Origin of the sequence: Vibrio sp. ECSMB14106 (genome assembly GCF_000972265.1) — a bacterium.
Taxonomy (GTDB): domain Bacteria; phylum Pseudomonadota; class Gammaproteobacteria; order Enterobacterales; family Vibrionaceae; genus Vibrio; species Vibrio kanaloae.
The window spans coordinates 31,831-52,782 of record NZ_LAUM01000030.1 but is presented as its reverse complement, the minus strand read 5'-3'; the positions used below and the strand labels follow the sequence as shown (position 1 = coordinate 52,782).

Genomic DNA, 20,952 nt, shown 5'->3' with positions numbered 1-20,952 from the left:
TCCTTTCTTATATAAAGAAGAGAAAAAATACCCACGCCGGGTTTAACAAAAACCTAAAACTACTGATCAGTAAGGTAATTACAATGAAACGCACTTTTCAACCTACAGTTCTAAAGCGTAAGCGTACACACGGTTTCCGTGCTCGCATGGCTACTAAGAACGGTCGCGCAACAATCAATGCACGTCGTGCAAAAGGCCGTAAGCGTCTTTCTAAGTAATCTTTGATTATTTTGAATAAGCTAGCCTTCGGTCGGGAGTTACGCTTGTTAACTCCCGAACATTATCAAAATGTCTTCAAGCAAGCTCATCGAGCTGGCTCCCCTCATTTCACCATCATTGCTCGAAATAACTCTCTTTCAAATCCTCGTCTTGGATTAGCCGTTCCGAAAAAGCAGATTAAAACCGCCGTGGGTCGTAATCGATTCAAGCGTCTTACTCGTGAAAGCTTTCGTAACACTCAACACAAACTCCCTAACAAAGATTTTGTTGTAATCGCTAAAAAGAGCGCGCAAGATTTAAGCAATGAAGAAATGTTCAAGCTACTCGACAAATTATGGCTTCGCCTGTCTCGCCCTTCGCGTGGATAGCGCTAATACCCATCTATTTTTATAGATGGTTTATTAGTCCACTCATCGGCCCACGCTGCCGATTTACTCCAACCTGCTCTTTATATGCGATAGAAGCGTTGAAAGCTCACGGTTTTGTAAAAGGGTGTTGGTTATCAGGCAAACGTCTATTAAAATGCCATCCTTTGAATGAAGGTGGCTTTGACCCCGTTCCACCAGTCCCAAAACAAGACAGAGATAAATAACGATGGATTCTCAACGTAATATCCTGTTAATCGCATTGGCTTTGGTTTCTTTCCTACTTTTCCAACAATGGAACGTAGCGAAGAACCCAGCTCCACAAGCGGTTGAGCAGGCACAATCTGGCAGCACACTACCAGCACCATCTTATGCAGATGATCTAGACCCAGCTCCAGGTCAAGTTGCTGCTGCAAAAGCTATCACAGTAACAACTGATGTACTGACGCTGTCAATTGATACGGTTGGTGGTGATGTCGTTAAAGCGAACCTTAATGATTACTCTGCTGAGTTCGATTCTGAAGACACTTTTGTTCTTCTTAAAAACGAACCTGGTCACCAATTTATCGCTCAAAGCGGTCTAGTGGGTCCTCAAGGTATCGATTTAAGCAGCACGAACCGCCCTAGCTATACGGTTTCAGCAGACAGCTTTACTCTAGCTGAAGGTCAAGATGAACTACGCATCCCAATGACTTACCAAGCGAACGGCCTTGATTACACAAAAACATTCGTACTTAAGCGCGGCAGCTACGCGATTGACGTTGAATACGATGTAATCAACAATTCTGGTAACAACGCGACATTCGGCATGTACGCTCACCTACGTCAAAACGTTATGGATGACGGCGGTAGCCTAACCATGCCAACGTACCGTGGTGGTGCTTACTCTACGGAAGATACGCGTTACAAAAAATACAGCTTCGACGACATGCAAGATCGCAACCTGTCTCTTAACCTAGCAAATGGTCAGGGTTGGGCTGCGATGATTCAACACTACTTTGCAAGTGCATGGATCCCACGCGACGAAGCAGGCAGCAACCTTTACACTCGTGTAATCGGAAACCTTGGTGACATCGGTGTGCGCATGCCGAACAAGACCATCGCGACTGGCGACGAAGCGAGCTTCAAAGCAACACTTTGGGTTGGTCCTAAACTTCAAGATCAAATGGCTGCTGTTGCACCAAGCCTAGACCTAGTAGTTGACTACGGTTGGTTGTGGTTCATTGCTAAACCACTTCATACTCTGCTTTCGTTCATTCAAGGCATCGTTGTGAACTGGGGTCTGGCAATCATCTGTCTAACATTTATCGTTCGTGGTGCTATGTACCCACTAACGAAAGCCCAGTACACATCTATGGCGAAAATGCGCATGCTTCAGCCTAAGCTGACTGCAATGCGTGAGCGTATTGGCGACGACCGTCAACGCATGAGCCAAGAAATGATGGAGTTGTACAAGAAAGAGAAAGTAAACCCACTAGGTGGCTGTTTACCTATCATCTTACAAATGCCTATATTTATTTCGCTATACTGGGCATTAATGGAGTCTGTAGAACTGCGTCACTCACCGTTTTTCGGTTGGATTACTGACCTTTCAGCGCAAGACCCATACTACATCTTGCCACTTCTGATGGGTGCTTCAATGTTCCTAATCCAGAAGATGAGCCCGACAACGGTAACGGATCCAATGCAGCAGAAGATCATGACCTTTATGCCGGTTATGTTCACATTCTTCTTCCTGTTCTTCCCTTCAGGTCTGGTTCTTTACTGGCTAGTATCGAACATCGTAACTCTGATTCAGCAAACGCTTATCTACCGCGCGCTGGAAAAGAAAGGCTTACATTCTAAGTAAGTTCAAGAATAGAAAGAGATAAAGAAAGGCGACCAAAAGGTCGCCTTTTTGTTTTTAGCTGATTACAATTCAGCTAATTGATTAATCGAGAACGCCCCTTTTTGGCCTTCACATGCTAGCAGGCACACCTATGACTACAGATACGATTGTTGCTCAAGCGACCGCGCCCGGACGTGGTGGCGTCGGTATTATCCGCGTTTCCGGCCCATTGGCGACTCAGGTTGCCCTAGAACTAACAGGAAAAACACTTAAGCCTCGCTACGCTGAGTACTTGCCTTTCAAATCTGCCGATGGCATCGAGCTCGACCAAGGTATCGCGCTTTACTTCCCTAACCCACATTCGTTCACTGGCGAAGACGTGTTAGAGCTGCAAGGCCACGGTGGCCCAGTGGTTATGGACATGCTAATCAAACGCATCCTAACTATCTCAGGCGTACGTGCCGCGCGTCCAGGTGAGTTCTCTGAGCGTGCCTTCTTGAACGACAAAATGGACTTAACGCAAGCCGAAGCGATTGCTGACTTAATTGATGCAAGTTCAGAAGAAGCAGCAAAATCGGCGCTTCAATCACTACAAGGTGAGTTCTCTAAGCGTATTAACACGCTGGTCGATTCACTGATTCATCTGCGAATCTATGTTGAAGCAGCGATCGACTTCCCTGAAGAAGAAATCGATTTCCTTGCTGACGGCAAAGTAAGTGCTGACTTACAGGCTATCATCGACAACCTCGAATCCGTACGCCAAGAAGCCAACCAAGGCGCAATCATGCGTGAAGGTATGAAGGTGGTGATAGCAGGCCGTCCAAACGCTGGGAAATCCAGTCTATTGAACGCACTATCAGGCAAAGAGTCTGCGATTGTGACCGATATTGCCGGTACCACACGAGATGTGCTTCGTGAACATATCCATATCGATGGCATGCCATTGCATATTATCGATACCGCAGGCCTACGTGATGCTTCCGATGAAGTAGAAAGAATCGGTATAGAACGCGCTTGGGAAGAAATTTCTCAGGCAGACCGTGTTTTATTTATGGTGGATGGAACGACTACAGGTGCCACTGAGCCAAAAGATATTTGGCCAGATTTCGTTGATCGTTTACCAAATAACATAGGCATGACGGTGATTCGCAATAAAGCGGACCAAACCAGTGAAGAGCTAGGAATTTGTCACGTTAACGATCCGACCTTGATTCGCTTATCAGCTAAAACAGGCGAAGGTATCGATGCACTACGTAGCCATCTAAAAGAATGCATGGGCTTTGCTGGTGGCCATGAAGGTGGCTTCATGGCACGTCGCCGTCACTTGGACGCCTTAGAAAGAGCATCGGATCACCTAGATATCGGCAAACAACAGCTTGAAGGTTACATGGCAGGAGAGATCTTGGCGGAAGAGCTACGTATCACCCAACAGCATCTTAATGAGATTACTGGTGAGTTCAGCTCAGATGATCTTTTAGGTCGTATATTCTCTTCATTCTGTATTGGTAAATAACCTTTAAAAGCCGGCTTATGCTGGCTTTTTTTCTTTAGTAAGGACAGCTTAATGATCCATATTATTACAGGCAGCACCTTGGGCGGTGCTGAATACGTTGGCGATCACCTTAATGATCTTCTTGAAGAACAAGGACATGAAATAACCCTGCATAATCAGCCAGATTACGATGATATTGCACAACAAGGCTTTTGGCTATTGGTGACTTCAACTCACGGTGCCGGTGAGTTCCCAGACAATATTAAGCCGTTTATCGACGCATTAACCCAGCATTCTCCAGACTTAAGCCAGGTTCGCTTTGCTGTCGTGGCACTAGGAGATTCAAGCTACGATACCTTTTGTTTAGCGGGAAAATCAGTCCACAGCCAACTGGAAAACCTCGGAGCACAGTCTATTTCAGACTGTTTTAGCATCGATGTATTGGAAACCCCAGTCCCTGAAGATGCAGCTGAAGCCTGGTTTAACGATCATATTGACCAGTTTTAACCGCTTCTTTCTTCCAAAAAGCGGCTTATGCCGCTTTTTTTACCTCCGAATATCGTGATTGTGAATAACTTTTTTTCAAAAAAATGGAAAATCGACGATTTATTTTCTATTTTCTCTGTGGATAAGATCATACATATACGGTGATTAACCTATAGTTATCCAAATAACAAGTTTTAGGATAATTTCCCCCTGTGAATAAGTAGCCATTTTGATCCCAGCTAATCCTCAACCTGATCAAAGTTAGATCACATCATTTGATCCAAAAAAGATCCATGATCTTGTTGATCATTTTTGACTTATCCACAGACATCCTCGATCCTAATAATAGATCTAATAAAAGATCTCTTTAAAGATCTTATCTATATTAATTAAAAACAGCTTTTTTGAAAAACTCCAAAAACGTTTTCTCAAGCAAGGAAAACAGGTAGTATATCGCTCCTTTTTATCTGTTTAGAAAACGTTTGAATACCTGAGGTCGGTTCATGCTTTATCACGAAAAATTTGACGTCATCGTTGTTGGTGGTGGCCATGCTGGAACGGAAGCCGCACTCGCATCTGCACGTACTGGTCAAAGTACGTTATTACTCACTCATAATATCGATACATTAGGACAAATGTCTTGTAACCCAGCTATCGGCGGGATCGGTAAAGGCCACTTGGTAAAAGAGGTCGATGCTATGGGTGGATTAATGGCGCAAGCTATTGATCATGCAGGTATTCAGTTCAGAACATTAAACGCATCAAAAGGTCCAGCAGTTCGTGCAACTCGTGCACAAGCTGACCGCATACTTTACAAATCCTTTGTTCGTAATGTGCTAGAAAACACACCGAATCTGACGTTGTTCCAACAATCGGTTGATGACTTGATCGTGGAACAGGATCAAGTGGTGGGCGTGGTGACACAGATGGGCCTTAAATTCCGTGCTAACGCAGTGGTACTGACGGTCGGCACATTCTTGGGTGGAAAGATCCATATTGGGATGGAAAGTTCATCGGGTGGTCGTGCGGGGGATCCACCATCGATCGCTCTTGCTGACCGACTTCGTGATCTTCCATTTAGAGTTGATCGCCTGAAAACAGGTACCCCTCCTCGTATCGATGCACGCAGTGTCGATTTTTCTGAGCTTGAGGTTCAACATGGTGATAACCCGACCCCTGTTTTCTCGTTCATGGGAAATCGAGCTCAACAGCCTCGCCAAATTCCATGTTACATCACACATACTAATGAAAATACGCATGATGTTATTCGTGCTAACCTAGACCGAAGCCCAATGTATGCAGGGGTGATTGAAGGCATTGGCCCTCGCTACTGTCCTTCGATTGAAGATAAAGTGATGCGTTTTGCTGACAAGAACAGCCATCAAATTTTCATTGAGCCTGAAGGTCTTACGACACACGAGCTATACCCTAATGGTATCTCAACCAGTCTGCCGTTTGACGTTCAAGTTAAAATCGTTCATTCAATGAAGGGGTTTGAAAATGCCCATATTGTTCGTCCTGGCTATGCGATTGAGTACGACTTCTTTGACCCTCGCGACCTAAAGCTGAGTTACGAAACTAAGTTTATTAAGGGGCTGTTTTTTGCGGGGCAGATTAACGGTACGACCGGTTATGAAGAAGCAGCTGCGCAAGGCTTGATGGCAGGTCTTAACGCGAGTTTATTTACGCAAGGCAAAGAAGCCTGGAGCCCACGTCGAGACCAAGCTTACATGGGCGTTCTTATTGATGACCTATCAACCATGGGCACTAAAGAACCTTACCGTATGTTTACGTCTCGTGCGGAATACCGTCTGTTGCTTCGTGAAGATAACGCTGATATTCGATTGACTGAGAAGTCTCGCGAGCTTGGCTTAGTGGGCGATGCTCGTTGGGCTCGATTCAACGAGAAAGTGGAAAATATTGAGAAAGAGCGTCAACGTTTAAAAGAAACATGGATGAATCCAAAATCTGAAGATATCGGTGCGCTTAATCAGATCCTAAAAACACCAATGTCTCGAGAGGCAAGTGGTGAAGATCTTCTTCGTCGCCCTGAGATGACTTATTCACAGTTAACTGAATTGGATCGTTTTGCTCCAGCATTGGAAGATCAACAAGCATCTGAGCAAGTTGAGATCCAAGTGAAGTACGAAGGCTATATCCAACGCCAACAAGACGAAATTGCAAAATCACTTCGTCATGAAAATACCAAATTGCCTGCTGATATCGACTACAGCCAAATTAAAGGACTTTCTAACGAGGTGGTTCTCAAGCTCACAACCACTAAGCCAGACTCGATAGGTCTTGCTTCTCGTATTTCAGGGATTACGCCTGCGGCAATCTCAATTCTTTTGGTTTATCTGAAAAAGCATGGCCTGTTAAAAAAAGGTGAGGAGGCATAATGAGCGCATTACGCGAAAAACTGGATCACCTGATTGGTCAGACGGAACTTGAAGTCTCTGAAAAACAACGTGGCCAGTTGGTTAGTTATGTTGAATTACTCAACAAATGGAACAAAGCTTATAACTTAACATCGGTGCGTGACCCGTTAGAAATGATGGTGAAACATATCTTAGATAGCATCATTGTTAGTACCCACTTACAAGGAAAACGTTTTATTGATATAGGTACGGGGCCTGGATTGCCAGGGATTCCTCTCTCAATCATGAACCCAGACGGTGAGTTTTACTTGCTGGATAGCTTAGGTAAGCGTATTCGTTTTATTAAGCAGGTCGTTCATGAATTGGGTATCGATAACGTAGTACCGATTCAAAGCCGTGTTGAAGAATTTCAACCTGAAGAAAAGTTTGATGTCGTGCTCAGTCGCGCATTTGCGTCAATGACAGACATGGTAGAGTGGTGTCACCATTTACCTAAAGAGCAATCCGGTGTATTTTTGGCTCTTAAGGGACAACATCCTAAAGACGAAATCGACCTGTTACCTGAATGGTGTTCAGTGACAGACATTAAAGCTTTGCAAGTGCCAGAGCTTAATGGAGAGCGTCATCTAGTTACTTTATCGCGTCAGGGATAATCAGCGAGGCCATAGTGGGTAGAATTGTAGCAATTGCCAACCAGAAGGGCGGCGTAGGAAAAACAACAACTTGCATTAACTTAGCAGCATCAATGGCGGCAACAAAACGCAAGGTCTTGGTTGTTGACCTCGATCCTCAAGGTAATGCCACTATGGCAAGTGGTGTCGATAAATATCAAGTTGAAGCAACTGCTTACGATTTGTTAGTTGAAGACACCTCATTTGATGAGGTAGTTTGTCGAAGTACATCGGGCAATTACGATCTCATTGCTGCCAACGGTGATGTTACGGCGGCAGAAATTAAGTTAATGGAAGTGTTTGCCCGTGAAGTTCGCCTTAAGAGCGCACTGGCATCAGTTCGTGATAACTATGATTTCATCTTTATTGATTGCCCACCTTCTCTAAACCTTCTTACAATTAATGCAATGGCGGCAGCTGATTCCGTATTGGTTCCGATGCAATGTGAATATTTTGCTCTAGAAGGTTTAACGGCGTTGATGGATACCATCAGTAAGCTTGCAGCGGTCGTAAACGAGAACCTGAAGATCGAAGGTCTTCTGCGTACTATGTACGATCCTCGTAATCGCTTATCTAATGAAGTATCTGATCAGCTTAAAAAACATTTCGGTAATAAAGTTTATCGAACTGTCATCCCTAGAAATGTACGTTTGGCAGAAGCGCCGAGTCATGGCAAGCCAGCAATGTACTACGACAAATATTCTGCAGGCGCGAAGGCATACCTAGCTCTTGCTGGTGAAATGTTGCGTCGTGAAGAAGTCCCAGTATAGGTCTAACCAAAGGAATTCGCTCAATGTCTAAGCGTGGTTTAGGAAAGGGGCTAGATGCATTGCTTGCAACTAGCTCGTTGGCTCGTGAAAAACAGCACGTTGCTTCTCATAGTCAGGCTTTGTCGGCTGATGGGGAATTGACAGAGCTGGCTGTTGGTTGCTTAAAGCCAGGTGTTTATCAACCGCGTAAGGATATTGCGCCTGAAGCACTAGAAGAACTAGCAGCTTCAATCCAGTCTCAAGGCATTATTCAGCCAATCGTAGTACGCCCTTTAGCGCACGACCAGTTTGAGATTATCGCTGGTGAGCGTCGTTGGAGAGCGGCTCGTCAAGCTGGTTTGAAACAAGTGCCGTGTTTGATAAAGAGAGTGGAAGACAAGGCTGCTATTGCAATGGCATTGATCGAGAATATTCAACGTGAAGACTTGAATGTTATCGAAGAAGCACAAGCGCTAGAGCGCTTACAGAACGAATTTGAACTGACGCACCAAAAGGTTGCTGAGGTGATTGGTAAGTCACGTGCGACGGTCAGTAACTTACTGCGCTTGAATCAGTTGGCTGAACCTGTGAAGGCTTTAGTTGTATCAAAGCAACTTGAAATGGGGCACGCTCGAGCACTGCTTGCCCTTGAAGGTGATATCCAGGTTGAAGCGGCAAATACTGCGGTAAACAAGAAAATGACCGTGCGTCAAATTGAGCAGCTTGTTAAAAAATGCTTAAAACCAGAGGTTGAGACAGAATCGAAGCCTGAAGACACAGAAGCTATCGAACTTTCACGAAGACTTACGGAAAAATTGCAAGCAAACGTTTCAGTTACTCGTTCTGTTAGTGGTAAGTCAAAAGTGACGATTACTCTTGATGAGCCTCACAAATTAGAGCAACTTATTGCTAAACTAGAGTACTAAATGAGATAATTGATTTAGGTCAATTATGTAATAAATAAGTAATTTTGTACAAAAGTTGTAGGTTTGTATACAAAAATGTAAATGATTGCTGCATTGTTATTGCAATCGATTTGGCTGAACGTATAATTTTTGCCAATTTCTCAGCACGCTTTTAAGCGAGTGATTTAGTGGGCTTAAAAGAGGAACGAATACATGGTAGCGGCGTTAGCAAGACCAGGACGAGTGCTTGCAAAGCAAATGTTATTGATCGAGCTTAGCGCGGTTATATTAGTGGCAATAGGGTTAGGTTTAGCTGTTAATCCTGATTGGGGTTTTGCTGCATTGGTCGGTGGCGGTATTTTTGTCATTGCTAATGTGGTTTTTTGTGTGTGTGCTTTCCTATTTTGTGGAGCTCGCGCAACTAAGTTAGTTGCGGCGTCGTTCTATGCAGGCGAAGCTCTAAAAATCTTAATCACAGTTCTACTATTCTCTATTGTCTACATGTATATGCAGGTGGAATTAATTCCCCTCAAACTGACCTATTTACTGGTTCTAGGTATTAATATCTTTGCGCCAGTGCTTTTCATTAACAATAAAAAATAGGATGAGTTATGGCTGCGCCAACAGCATCCGGATACATTGAACACCATTTACAAAACCTCTCTTTAGCTAAGTTTGGTCTTGTAGAGGAAACAAGTTTCTGGAACGTACATATAGACAGTCTGTTTTTTTCGGTGTTGACAGGGATGTTATTCCTTTGGGTTTTTCGCTCAGTCGCTAAGAAAGCAACAGTAGGTGTACCTGGTAAGCTTCAGTGTTTTGTCGAAATGGTAGTGGAATTCGTTGGCGACAACGTTAAAGAAACTTTCCATGGTCGCAACCCTCTGATTGCCCCACTCGCACTGACTATATTCTGCTGGATTATTATTATGAACTTGATGGACTTAGTGCCAATCGATTTCTTACCATATCCAGCAGAGCATTGGTTAGGTATCCCTTACTTGAAAGTGGTTCCTACAGCTGATGTAAATATAACTATGGCAATGGCTTTGGGTGTTTTTGCTCTGATGATCTACTACAGCATCAAAGTGAAAGGCCTAGGCGGATTTGCTAAAGAATTGGCACTGCATCCATTTAATCACCCAATCATGATCCCATTTAACTTGGTACTTGAGGTAATTTCGTTATTAGCGAAGCCACTATCTCTAGGTATGCGTTTATTTGGTAATATGTTTGCGGGTGAGGTGGTGTTTATTCTTATCGCGGCAATGCTACCGTGGTACTTACAATGGGTAGGTGCACTACCTTGGGCTATCTTCCATATCTTAGTTATTTTGATTCAAGCGTTTGTTTTCATGATGTTGACAATCGTTTACTTATCAATGGCTCATGAAGATAGTGATCACTAAAAAATTTTTAAGCTTTATTCTAACTATTAATGTTAATCGGAGAACGTAAATGGAAACTGTACTAAGTTTTTCAGCAATCGCTGTTGCTATTATTGTTGGTCTTTGTGCCGTAGGTACTGCAATTGGTTTTGCTATTCTTGGTGGTAAATTCCTAGAGGGCGCTGCGCGTCAACCTGAAATGGCTCCAATGCTACAAGTTAAGATGTTCATCATCGCTGGTCTACTGGATGCTGTTCCAATGATCGGTATCGTAATCGCACTACTATTCACGTTTGCTAACCCATTTGTTGGTCAACTAGCAGGCTAATTAGCTTTTAATAGTTAATTAAATTTTTGTAGTTGATTCTTAACGAGGGGTAGCTGTTGTGAATATGAACGCAACTCTGCTGGGTCAAGCAATTGCTTTTACACTGTTTGTTTGGTTCTGCATGAAATATGTATGGCCGCCAATCATGCAAGCAATTGAAGAACGTCAGAAGAAAATTGCTGACGGTCTTGTAGCCGCTGAGCGCGCTGCTAAAGACTTGAACCTGGCACAAGCCAACGCTTCTGAGCAAATGAAGGAAGCGAAGCGCACTGCAACTGAGGTTATTGAACAGGCAAATAAACGTAAAGCTCAAATTATTGATGAAGCTCGCGAAGAGGCTCAGGCAGAACGCCAGAAAATCTTAGCGCACGCTGAAGCAGAACTTGAAGCTGAACGCACACGTGCCCGTGATGACCTGCGCAAACAAGTCGCAACTCTGGCTATAGCTGGTGCTGAGAAAATCCTTGAACGTACAATCGATAAAGATGTACACGATGATCTTCTTAACAACATTACTGCAAAACTTTAAAGCAAGGGGCTGTATATGTCTGATTTGACTACAATCGCACGCCCCTATGCTAAAGCAGCGTTTGACTTTGCGGTAGATAAAGGTGAGCTAGACCAATGGGGTCAGATGCTTACTTTTGCTGCCGAAGTGGCACAAAATGATGATGTTCATAATTTATTAAGCAGCTCTATGACTGCTGAAAAATTAGCTGAAATATTCATTGTAATTTGTGGCGAACAATTTGATGAATTCGGTCAAAACTTGATTAAAGTGATGGCTGAAAATGGTCGTTTAATGGCCTTTCCTGATGTGTGTAAACAGTTCTTATTGCTCAAACAAGAGCATGAAAAAGAGATCGACGTTGAAGTAACTTCAGCGGTTGAGCTTTCTAAAGAACAACGTGCAGATATCAGCAGCAAATTGGAACAGCGCCTAGCGCGCAAAGTTCAGCTGAATTGCAGTATAGATGAGACTCTACTTAGTGGAGTTATTATTCGAGCCGGAGACCTAGTCATCGATAACTCAGCGCGCAGTCGTCTTGACCGCCTGAGCGATGCATTGCAGTCTTAATGGGGATTGGAGCATGCAACTTAATTCCACTGAAATTAGCGATCTAATTAAACAACGTATTGAATCTTTCGACGTTGTTAGTGAAGCTCGCAATGAAGGTACTATCGTTTCTGTAAGCGATGGCATCCTTAGCATTCACGGCCTAGCGGACGTGATGCAAGGTGAAATGATCGAACTACCGGGTGGCCGTTACGCGCTAGCACTAAACTTGAACCGTGATTCGGTTGGTGCTGTTGTAATGGGCCCGTATGCTGACCTACAGGAAGGCATGAAAGTTACAGGTACTGGTCGTATTCTTGAAGTACCAGTAGGTCCTGAAATGCTTGGTCGTGTTGTAAACACGCTAGGTGAGCCAATTGATGGTAAAGGTCCTATCGAAGCGAAATTAACTTCGCCTGTAGAAATTATCGCACCAGGTGTAATCGACCGTAAATCGGTAGATCAACCTGTTCAAACTGGTTACAAGTCAGTTGACTCAATGATCCCTATCGGTCGTGGTCAACGTGAACTCGTAATCGGTGACCGTCAGACTGGTAAAACAGCCATGGCGATCGATGCGATTATCAACCAGAAAAACTCTGGTATTTTCTCTATCTACGTAGCTATCGGCCAAAAAGCGTCGACTATTGCTAACGTAGTTCGCAAACTAGAAGAGCACGGCGCACTAGCAAACACTGTTGTTGTTGTTGCATCGGCTTCTGAATCTGCAGCGCTGCAATACCTTGCACCGTATGCTGGTTGTGCGATGGGTGAATACTTCCGTGATCGCGGCGAAGATGCACTGATTGTTTATGATGATCTATCTAAGCAAGCGGTAGCTTACCGTCAAATCTCGCTACTACTTAAGCGTCCACCAGGTCGTGAAGCGTTCCCAGGTGATGTTTTCTACCTTCACTCTCGTCTACTAGAGCGTGCTGCTCGTGTAAGCGAAGCATACGTAGAAAAGTTCACTAACGGCGAAGTGAAAGGCAAGACTGGTTCTTTAACTGCTCTTCCTATCATCGAAACGCAAGCTGGTGACGTATCTGCATTCGTACCAACGAACGTAATCTCGATTACCGACGGTCAGATCTTCCTACAAACTGAGCTATTCAACGCCGGCGTACGTCCAGCTGTTGACCCTGGTATCTCAGTTTCACGTGTAGGTGGTTCGGCGCAGACTAAAATCATCAAGAAGCTATCTGGCGGTATTCGTACAGCTCTAGCTCAATACCGTGAACTTGCTGCATTTGCACAGTTCTCATCGGATCTTGATGAAGCGACTAAGAAGCAGCTAGACCATGGTCAAAAAGTTACAGAACTGATGAAGCAGATGCAATACGCTCCTATGTCTGTATTCGACCAAGCTTTAGTAATCTTCGCTGCAGAGCGTGGATACCTTGAAGATGTAGAACTTTCTAAAGTTCTAGACTTTGAAGCTGCTTTACTGTCGTTTGCTCGTGGTCAATATGCCGATCTAGCAACTCAGATCGACACAACGGGTGCTTTCAATAAAGAAATCGAAGCTGAGCTGAAGAAGCTTGTTGACGATTTCAAGGCAACCCAGACCTGGTAATTGGTGGGTGGTCTTAGGGCCACCTCATACCATTAACGGAGAGTAACGATGGCCGGCGCAAAAGAGATACGTAATAAAATCGGTAGTGTTAAAAGCACACAGAAGATTACGAAAGCAATGGAAATGGTAGCAGCTTCAAAAATGCGTCGTTCTCAAGACGCAATGGAAGCTACTCGTCCATATGCAGAAACAATGCGTAAAGTGATCGGTCATTTGGCTAATGGTAGCCTCGAGTATAAGCATCCTTATCTTGAGGAACGTGAAGCCAAACGTGTTGGTTACATCATCGTTTCTACAGACCGTGGTCTTTGTGGTGGTTTGAACATTAACTTGTTCAAGAAAGCCATGAATGACATGAAAAATTGGTCTGAGAAAGGTGCTGACGTTGAGCTTGCAATTGTAGGTTCAAAAGCGACAGCATTTTTCAATAACAGCGGCGCGAAAGTAGCAGCTCAAGTTTCTGGTCTGGGTGATCGCCCAAGCCTTGAAGATTTGATTGGCTCTGTAAGCGTTATGCTGAAGAAATATGATGAAGGCGAGTTAGACCGCCTGTTCGTAGTGTTCAATAAGTTTGAAAACACTATGGTACAAGAACCAACGATCGATCAATTACTTCCTTTGCCTAAATCAAATAGCGAAGAAATGAAACGCGATCATGCTTGGGACTATATTTATGAGCCTGAGCCAAAACCACTACTAGATGCATTATTAGTTCGCTATGTCGAATCTCAAGTGTATCAAGGTGTGGTAGAGAATCTTGCTTGTGAGCAAGCGGCTCGAATGATTGCAATGAAATCAGCAACAGATAACGCTGGTGACATTATTGATGACTTAGAACTTGTGTATAACAAAGCGCGTCAAGCGGCAATCACACAAGAACTTTCTGAGATCGTTTCAGGCGCATCAGCAGTTTAATCGCTTATTCGGTTTAAGCTTAGGTAAAACTAAATAGTTAGAGGATTAACGATGGCTACAGGTAAGATCGTACAGATCATCGGTGCGGTAGTCGACGTAGAGTTCCCACAGGGCGAAGTACCTCGTGTATACGATGCTCTGAATGTTAATGAAGTGAAAGAGCGTCTAGTTCTTGAAGTTCAGCAACAACTTGGCGGTGGCGTAGTTCGCGCAATCGTAATGGGTAGCTCTGATGGTTTACGTCGTGGTTTGACAGTTGAAAATACTGGCGCTCCAATCTCAGTACCAGTAGGTACTAAGACATTGGGTCGTATCATGAATGTCCTAGGGGACGCGATTGATGAGTGTGGTGAAATTGGTGCTGAAGAGCATTACGCCATTCACCGTGAAGCTCCAAGCTACGAAGAGCAGTCTAACGAGACAGCTCTTCTAGAAACTGGTGTTAAAGTAATCGACTTGATTTGTCCATTCGCTAAGGGTGGTAAAATCGGTCTATTCGGTGGTGCTGGTGTAGGTAAGACCGTTAACATGATGGAACTTATCAACAACATCGCACTTCAACACTCAGGCCTATCTGTATTTGCAGGTGTAGGTGAGCGTACTCGTGAAGGTAACGATTTCTACTTTGAAATGCAGGAAGCCGGTGTTGTAAACATCGAAAAACCTGAAGAGTCAAAAGTAGCGATGGTTTACGGTCAGATGAACGAGCCACCAGGTAACCGTCTACGTGTTGCACTGACTGGTCTAACAATGGCTGAGCGCTTCCGTGACGAAGGTCGTGACGTTCTACTGTTCGTTGATAACATCTACCGTTATACACTAGCAGGTACTGAAGTATCAGCACTTCTAGGCCGTATGCCTTCTGCGGTAGGTTACCAACCTACACTAGCTGAAGAAATGGGTGTTCTACAAGAGCGTATCACGTCAACTAAAGCTGGTTCTATCACGTCTGTACAGGCGGTATATGTACCTGCGGATGACTTGACTGACCCGTCTCCAGCAACAACGTTCGCTCACTTGGATGCAACGGTTGTACTTAACCGTAACATCGCATCTATGGGTCTCTACCCAGCGATCGACCCGCTAGATTCTACTTCACGTCAACTGGATCCATTGGTAGTTGGACAAGAACACTACGACATCGCTCGTGGCGTTCAGTCTACTCTTCAGCGCTACAAAGAGCTGAAAGATATCATTGCTATCCTAGGTATGGATGAGCTATCTGAAGAAGATAAGCAAGTTGTATCTCGTGCTCGTAAGATTGAGAAGTTCCTAACTCAGCCTTACCACGTAGCGGAAGTATTTACAGGTGACCCAGGTGTTTACGTACCTCTTAAAGAGACTCTACGTGGCTTCCAAGGTCTTCTATCTGGTGAATACGATGACATTCCAGAGCAAGCGTTCATGTACTGTGGTGCAATTGACGAAGCTATCGAGAATGCTAAGAAGCTATAAGGCTAACTAGGAGGCGATATGGCAGCAATAACCTTTCACCTAGACGTTGTAAGTGCCGAGAAGCAAATTTTCTCTGGTCTTGTTGAGACGTTTCAGGTGACCGGTAGTGAGGGTGAACTTGGTATTTTCCATGGTCATACTCCACTGCTGACCGCTATCAAGCCTGGTATGGTGCGTATTGTTAAGCAACACGGCCACGAAGAAATTATTTATGTTTCTGGTGGTATGGTAGAAGTTCAGCCTGGTACAGCGACTGTACTAGCTGATACAGCTATCCGTGGTGAAGAGCTAGACGCAGCAAAGGCGGAAGAAGCTAAACGCAAGGCTGTGGAGAATATCCAAAATCAGCATGGCGACATAGACTTCGCACAAGCGGCCGGTGAACTGGCTAAAGCCATTGCTCAGTTACGAGTTATCGAACTGACAAAAAGGCGTCGTTAATCTTTTATAAGATTATCGATTCTGAGATAAAGGCGACCTAAGGGTCGCCTTTTTGTATTTTGGATATATCAAAAATGCTCCGTTTACGTATAAGTACTGGTTAAATTGCTATTGCGATTTAATTCGTAAGCCAAAAACGGTTACAATATCGGCTTAATAAAAAAAATGTTGGATAGGTTTACAATGAAGTTTAGCGCAGTCATTCTCGCAGCGGGCAAAGGTACTCGCATGTATTCAAATACACCAAAGGTTCTGCATACACTTGCGGGCAAGCCAATGGTGAAACATGTTATCGATACCTGTAATGGTTTAGGTGCTCAAAACATCCATTTGGTCTACGGTCATGGTGGTGAGCAGATGCAAGCGACTCTAGCTGAAGAGTCTGTGAATTGGGCTCTGCAAGCCGATCAGTTGGGTACAGGTCACGCGGTGGATCAAGCATCTGCGCACTTTGCTGATGATGAAAAGGTACTAGTGCTGTACGGAGATGTGCCACTCATCTCGCCTGAAACTATTGAAAACCTATTAGACGCTCAACCAAACGGTGGCATCGCGCTACTTACGGTCGTGTTAGACAACCCAATGGGCTACGGTCGCATTATTCGTCGTAATGGCCCTGTTGTCGCTATCGTTGAACAAAAAGACGCAACCGATGAGCAGAAGCTTATCAAAGAGATCAACACTGGCGTTATGGTGGCGACTGGTGGTGACCTGAAGCGTTGGTTGTCTGGCCTAAGCAACGACAACGCCCAAGGTGAATACTACCTGACTGACGTTATCGCAGCAGCTCACGATGAAGGTCGTGCGGTTGAAGCCGTGCATCCGATAAGTCCAATTGAAGTTGAAGGCGTTAACGACCGTTCTCAATTGGCTCGTCTAGAGCGAGCTTATCAAGCTGATCAGGCTGATAAACTATTGAAACAAGGTGTTATGTTACGCGATCCAAGCCGCTTTGACCTACGTGGTGAACTGCAGTGCGGTATGGATGTTGAGATCGACACCAACGTTATTATTGAAGGCAGCGTAAGCATTGGCGACAACGTGATTATTGGTACGGGCTGTGTATTGAAAGACTGTGAAATTGATGACAACACCGTAATTCGTCCATACAGCGTAATTGAAGGTGCGACCGTTGGTGAAGACTGCACAGTTGGTCCTTTCACTCGTCTGCGTCCTGGTGCTGACATGCGTAACGATTCGCATGTAGGTAACTTTGTTGAAGTGAAGAACACTCGTCTTGGTGAGGGTTCTAAAGCTAATCACCTTACTTACCTAGGTGATGCGGAAATCGGTCAACGTGTCAATGTTGGTGCGGGCGCTATCACTTGTAATTATGATGGTGCAAATAAGTTTAAGACCATCATTGGCGATGACGTGTTTGTTGGTTCTGATAGTCAGTTGATCGCACCTGTGATTATTGGAAACGGCGCCACTGTTGGTGCAGGCTCGACGGTAACACGTGATGTTTCTGAAAATGAACTTGTTATCAGCCGCGCTAAAGAACGTAAGATAGCTAACTGGCAGCGTCCGGTTAAGAAAAAATAGTCGCTCAGTTTTGTTATTAGTGAAGTAATGAGAGCCAGTAGCTTAGCTACTGGCTTTTTTGTACTAGGTACTCATAGTTAATGAAACAATCTATTTGATGATTGTGTTTTTTAAACTGGTTGTTAATCTTCGAATATTACTCGGTGTGTTTAAGGTTGGTTTTTTGTGAGGCTGGTTGAAAAGAAATGGCAAACGTTGCCGATAATTATTTTATCTTTTTCAATGTTAATAGGCCTGTATGGTTTTTATATAACCTTGGAAAAGCTGGTGGTTGAGAATGAGCGTGACCATTTGGTTTCTTTAATGTCAGATGTTATTTATGAAATTCGCGAAGACAGCGAGCTATTTACGTCTGATATGGATGTCGATGATTACATTGGCAACCTGACTCAAGCCAATACACGATTAAGAATTCAGGTTATTAATCTTGATGGTGTCGTGATTGGTGATACGGATCTGTCTGACCATGCATTGGCTAGAGTTGAAAATCATGGTAACCGTCCTGAATTCAAGCAAGCACTTCAACAAGGCACGGGCAGTGATGTGCGCTTTAGTACCGTAACCTCAGTAGACCGAATTTATTATTCAATGAAAGAGAGCGTTAACGGGCAAGATTTCGTTGTGATAATTTCTTTGCCAATGCACCAACTTAAGCAGATGAATTTCCAATTAATGGGAATTCTAATTGGTATGGTATTGCTGAGCTTGAGTTTTTTGATTGGTACGTCTTATGTGAGCAACTGTCAAATCGTTCATAAAGTGGAAGAAGAGCAAAAGAAACAAGACGAGCGTATTCGCCAAAGAACCTATGAAATCGAACTGATGCACCGTCTAGCGAATATGCTTGCAGCGTGTAATAACATGGTGGAAGCCCAGCAGATTGTCTCTGATATTTTGCCGAGAATTTTAGGTAACGTGAACGGCAGTGTTTCTTTGATGAGGGCATCTCGAAATCAACTGATTACGCAACTTGATTGGGGAGATATATGGCCAGGAAGCGCAAGCTTTGCCCCTGAAGAATGCTGGTCGTTACGTAAAGGACGGGCTCACTTGTCTAATAATGATTTCCACTCATTGAGCTGTGGCCATATGCATGAAATGGACAACAACCAAACCCTCTGTATCCCGTTGACTGCACACGGTAATACTATTGGTATAATGCATCTTTACTTTGGTCAGGGCGACATCAAAATTGACCCGATTACCGAACAGTTAGCTTTTAGTGTTTCAGAACATCTCGGTTTAGCGTTGGCTAATCTGAGCCTGCAAGAGAAGTTGCGTTCACAAGCCTTAAGCGACCCATTAACCGGCTTATTCAATCGTCGTTTCTTTGATCAGAAGTTAGAAGAGCACTCAATGAATTCAGCCACCAGCGATCAACCTTTGTCGCTATTGATGCTCGATTTAGATCACTTCAAACGTTTCAATGATAATTTTGGTCATGATGCGGGTGATTTCGTCTTAAAAGAGATCAGCACGCTGCTCAAACAAAGTGTGAGTGACGATGAGATAGCCTGCAGGTTGGGGGGTGAGGAGCTCGCAGTATTGCTTCCGCACTATTCAATGCAACAAGCGACGGAATTTGGTCAGACACTGTGTGATGCCGTGCGTTCTATGCACCTTGAACATAAAGGGCTTTCACTAGGTCAGTTAGGTGTTTCAATTGGTGTCGCTATGTACCCTAAGCCTGCATCTAATACCGAGTCTTTGGTGAAGATGGCAGATAAAGCGCTCTACATGGCGAAAGATATGGGACGTAGCCGAGTGGTTAACTATGATGAATACAGTCGTCATAAAGCGCCAGCACTAGAAGTTGCCGATGGTGAAGAGGTTTCGACGTCGTTACCAAAACAGTAAGTTGATATTAAGTGTAGGTATAAAAAAGAGCGAGTCATCTCGCTCTTTTTGGTTTTTATTAAGCTAGAAGCTAGTCTTGCTTCTCTTCTGTGACGACGCGAGAGTTATCCGGCGTTGCAAAGTGTTCTGATAGCTCTTTGTTCGAAACAATATAGCCAATCCACAGTGCACCCAAACAGATCACAACTGCGATACCTGTTGCGCTTAACGCTTGGCTAGCCATTGCTGCAACTAGTGCGCTTGAGAGGCCACTAATTGTAATTTGCAGGCTGTTTTGTAGACCTGCCGCTGTTGCCGGGCTTTGCTTAGCACTTGATAGCGCACGGTTTACTACGATTGGGTAAAGTGCACCATTCGCTACAGCAATCAAACAGAAAGGTGCTAATAGAGGCCAGATTGATGTCAGTTCCCACTGTGATGCGATAAAGATTAGCATCGCAGCAACACTGAACAAGCCAATAAGGTTTCTTAGTACCAAACCATCGCCGTATTTCTTCACAGCTTGTTTGCCGAAATAACCACCCGCCATGAATGCGATTGTCTGTGGAATAAAGCTAAGACCGATGTCTTTTGCTTCATAACCTAGTTGAGCCATGATCTCTGGCATACCAGTTAGATAAGCGAAGAACGCCGCCGAAGCCGAAGCAAACATCAGCACATTACCCATGTAAGGCTTTGATTTAAGCAACATCTTGATGTCTGTTTTGATCGATGTTTGTTTGACCTCAGGTGCTTCTTTTGGTTGAGCCATTGTCGTTACTGCTAACAATGCACCCATCAAGGTTAATGTGATGAAGATACTGTGCCAACCAAAGTTGTTCGCGAGTAATACACCTAATTGAGGTGCTAATGCTGGAGATAGCGCCACTAAAGGCATGATGGTCGCAAAAATTTGTTGGCTACTGCTCTGGGAGTAGCGCTTGATAACCATTGCTTGCCAAATTACAGCGGGAGCGCACACCCCGATCGCTTGAATGAAGCGCAGTGTCAGTAAGTGCCAGACCTCAGTACTGAACGCTAAGCCGAATGAGGCAATAGTGAATAGCATTAAGCCAACGGCTAACGTATTGCGGTGACCGTACTTGTCACTCGCGAGTCCCCAAAGAAGCTGACCCATTGCCATACCGCCAAGAAACACGGTTAACGACAATGCGATTTGTTCGGGGCCTGTTGCGAAATCGATCTCCATCGCCTTAAATGCAGGAAGGTACATATCGGTCGCAATAAAACCAAGCATTGAGAGAACTGCAAGGTAGACCAATTGAAATTTAGAAATATTCATAAAATGCCATTAAAC

At 44.2% G+C, this 20,952-nt stretch carries 22 protein-coding genes; 21 read left to right on the top strand and 1 reads right to left on the bottom strand.

The features are described from left to right. Positions 1–83: 83 nt before the first annotated feature. From rpmH to WR49_RS17330, 21 genes are all read left to right on the top strand, one after another. Entirely contained in the window at positions 84–218 is a 135-nt protein-coding gene (gene rpmH, locus WR49_RS17425; protein ID WP_004735800.1) for a 50S ribosomal protein L34, read from the top strand. A 45-nt stretch (positions 219–263) separates the two neighbouring features. Beyond that, positions 264–587 carry a ribonuclease P protein component gene (rnpA, locus tag WR49_RS17420; RefSeq protein WP_017055478.1) on the top strand — a complete coding sequence of 108 codons (324 nt, stop codon included), beginning with the start codon at positions 264–266 and terminating at the stop codon, positions 585–587. Further along, positions 554–811 (top strand): membrane protein insertion efficiency factor YidD, encoded by a 258-nt coding sequence (gene yidD, locus WR49_RS21165; RefSeq protein ID WP_077681038.1) that lies wholly within the window; start codon positions 554–556, stop codon positions 809–811. Before rnpA ends, yidD begins: the two co-directional genes overlap by 34 nt. A gap of 2 nt (positions 812–813) precedes the next feature. Beyond that, positions 814–2,433, top strand: a complete 1,620-nt coding sequence (yidC, locus tag WR49_RS17415; protein WP_017055477.1) for a membrane protein insertase YidC — start codon at positions 814–816, stop codon at positions 2,431–2,433. 130 nt (positions 2,434–2,563) lie between these two features. After that, positions 2,564–3,925 carry a tRNA uridine-5-carboxymethylaminomethyl(34) synthesis GTPase MnmE gene (gene mnmE, locus WR49_RS17410; RefSeq protein ID WP_046224859.1) on the top strand — a complete coding sequence of 454 codons (1,362 nt, stop codon included), beginning with the start codon at positions 2,564–2,566 and terminating at the stop codon, positions 3,923–3,925. Positions 3,926–3,976: 51 nt separating this feature from the next. After that, positions 3,977–4,411 (top strand): FMN-binding protein MioC, encoded by a 435-nt coding sequence (gene mioC, locus WR49_RS17405; RefSeq protein ID WP_046224858.1) that lies wholly within the window; start codon positions 3,977–3,979, stop codon positions 4,409–4,411. A gap of 482 nt (positions 4,412–4,893) precedes the next feature. Beyond that, on the top strand, positions 4,894–6,789 hold the full coding sequence (gene mnmG / locus WR49_RS17400; RefSeq protein ID WP_046224857.1) for a tRNA uridine-5-carboxymethylaminomethyl(34) synthesis enzyme MnmG: 1,896 nt from the start codon (positions 4,894–4,896) through the stop codon (positions 6,787–6,789). Further along, entirely contained in the window at positions 6,789–7,421 is a 633-nt protein-coding gene (rsmG, locus tag WR49_RS17395; protein WP_046224856.1) for a 16S rRNA (guanine(527)-N(7))-methyltransferase RsmG, read from the top strand. Before mnmG ends, rsmG begins: the two co-directional genes overlap by 1 nt. 14 nt (positions 7,422–7,435) lie before the next feature. Continuing rightward, complete coding sequence (locus tag WR49_RS17390) at positions 7,436–8,209, top strand: ParA family protein (protein WP_029626854.1); 774 nt, start codon at positions 7,436–7,438, stop codon at positions 8,207–8,209. A gap of 23 nt (positions 8,210–8,232) precedes the next feature. Beyond that, positions 8,233–9,114 (top strand): ParB/RepB/Spo0J family partition protein, encoded by an 882-nt coding sequence (locus tag WR49_RS17385; protein ID WP_017055454.1) that lies wholly within the window; start codon positions 8,233–8,235, stop codon positions 9,112–9,114. A 192-nt stretch (positions 9,115–9,306) separates the two neighbouring features. Then, entirely contained in the window at positions 9,307–9,696 is a 390-nt protein-coding gene (locus WR49_RS17380) for a F0F1 ATP synthase subunit I (protein ID WP_010433210.1), read from the top strand. Between the two features lie 8 nt (positions 9,697–9,704). Next, positions 9,705–10,502, top strand: a complete 798-nt coding sequence (gene atpB / locus WR49_RS17375; RefSeq protein ID WP_009848124.1) for a F0F1 ATP synthase subunit A — start codon at positions 9,705–9,707, stop codon at positions 10,500–10,502. Between the two features lie 49 nt (positions 10,503–10,551). Further along, entirely contained in the window at positions 10,552–10,809 is a 258-nt protein-coding gene (gene atpE / locus WR49_RS17370; protein WP_004411110.1) for a F0F1 ATP synthase subunit C, read from the top strand. A gap of 58 nt (positions 10,810–10,867) precedes the next feature. Further along, positions 10,868–11,338, top strand: coding sequence for a F0F1 ATP synthase subunit B (gene atpF, locus WR49_RS17365; RefSeq protein WP_032547868.1), 471 nt, complete (start codon positions 10,868–10,870; stop codon positions 11,336–11,338). 15 nt (positions 11,339–11,353) lie between these two features. After that, a complete protein-coding gene (gene atpH / locus WR49_RS17360; protein ID WP_046224855.1) occupies positions 11,354–11,887 on the top strand; it encodes a F0F1 ATP synthase subunit delta in 534 nt (177 codons plus the stop codon). A gap of 13 nt (positions 11,888–11,900) precedes the next feature. Next, entirely contained in the window at positions 11,901–13,442 is a 1,542-nt protein-coding gene (gene atpA, locus WR49_RS17355; protein WP_046224854.1) for a F0F1 ATP synthase subunit alpha, read from the top strand. Positions 13,443–13,490: 48 nt separating this feature from the next. Continuing rightward, complete coding sequence (gene atpG / locus WR49_RS17350; protein WP_046224853.1) at positions 13,491–14,357, top strand: F0F1 ATP synthase subunit gamma; 867 nt, start codon at positions 13,491–13,493, stop codon at positions 14,355–14,357. Positions 14,358–14,408: 51 nt separating this feature from the next. Further along, positions 14,409–15,812: a F0F1 ATP synthase subunit beta gene (atpD, locus tag WR49_RS17345; protein WP_009848119.1), complete on the top strand. Its 1,404-nt coding sequence runs from the start codon at positions 14,409–14,411 to the stop codon at positions 15,810–15,812. 18 nt (positions 15,813–15,830) lie between these two features. Next, complete coding sequence (locus WR49_RS17340) at positions 15,831–16,253, top strand: F0F1 ATP synthase subunit epsilon (RefSeq protein WP_017055450.1); 423 nt, start codon at positions 15,831–15,833, stop codon at positions 16,251–16,253. A 183-nt stretch (positions 16,254–16,436) separates the two neighbouring features. Further along, complete coding sequence (gene glmU / locus WR49_RS17335; protein WP_046224852.1) at positions 16,437–17,798, top strand: bifunctional UDP-N-acetylglucosamine diphosphorylase/glucosamine-1-phosphate N-acetyltransferase GlmU; 1,362 nt, start codon at positions 16,437–16,439, stop codon at positions 17,796–17,798. 222 nt (positions 17,799–18,020) lie between these two features. Then, complete coding sequence (locus WR49_RS17330) at positions 18,021–19,655, top strand: sensor domain-containing diguanylate cyclase (protein ID WP_046224851.1); 1,635 nt, start codon at positions 18,021–18,023, stop codon at positions 19,653–19,655. 70 nt (positions 19,656–19,725) lie between these two features. On the opposite strand, the gene punC is transcribed toward WR49_RS17330, so the two are convergent. Then, complete coding sequence (gene punC, locus WR49_RS17325) at positions 19,726–20,937, bottom strand: purine nucleoside transporter PunC (protein ID WP_046224850.1); 1,212 nt, start codon at positions 20,935–20,937, stop codon at positions 19,726–19,728. Positions 20,938–20,952 lie beyond the last annotated feature (15 nt).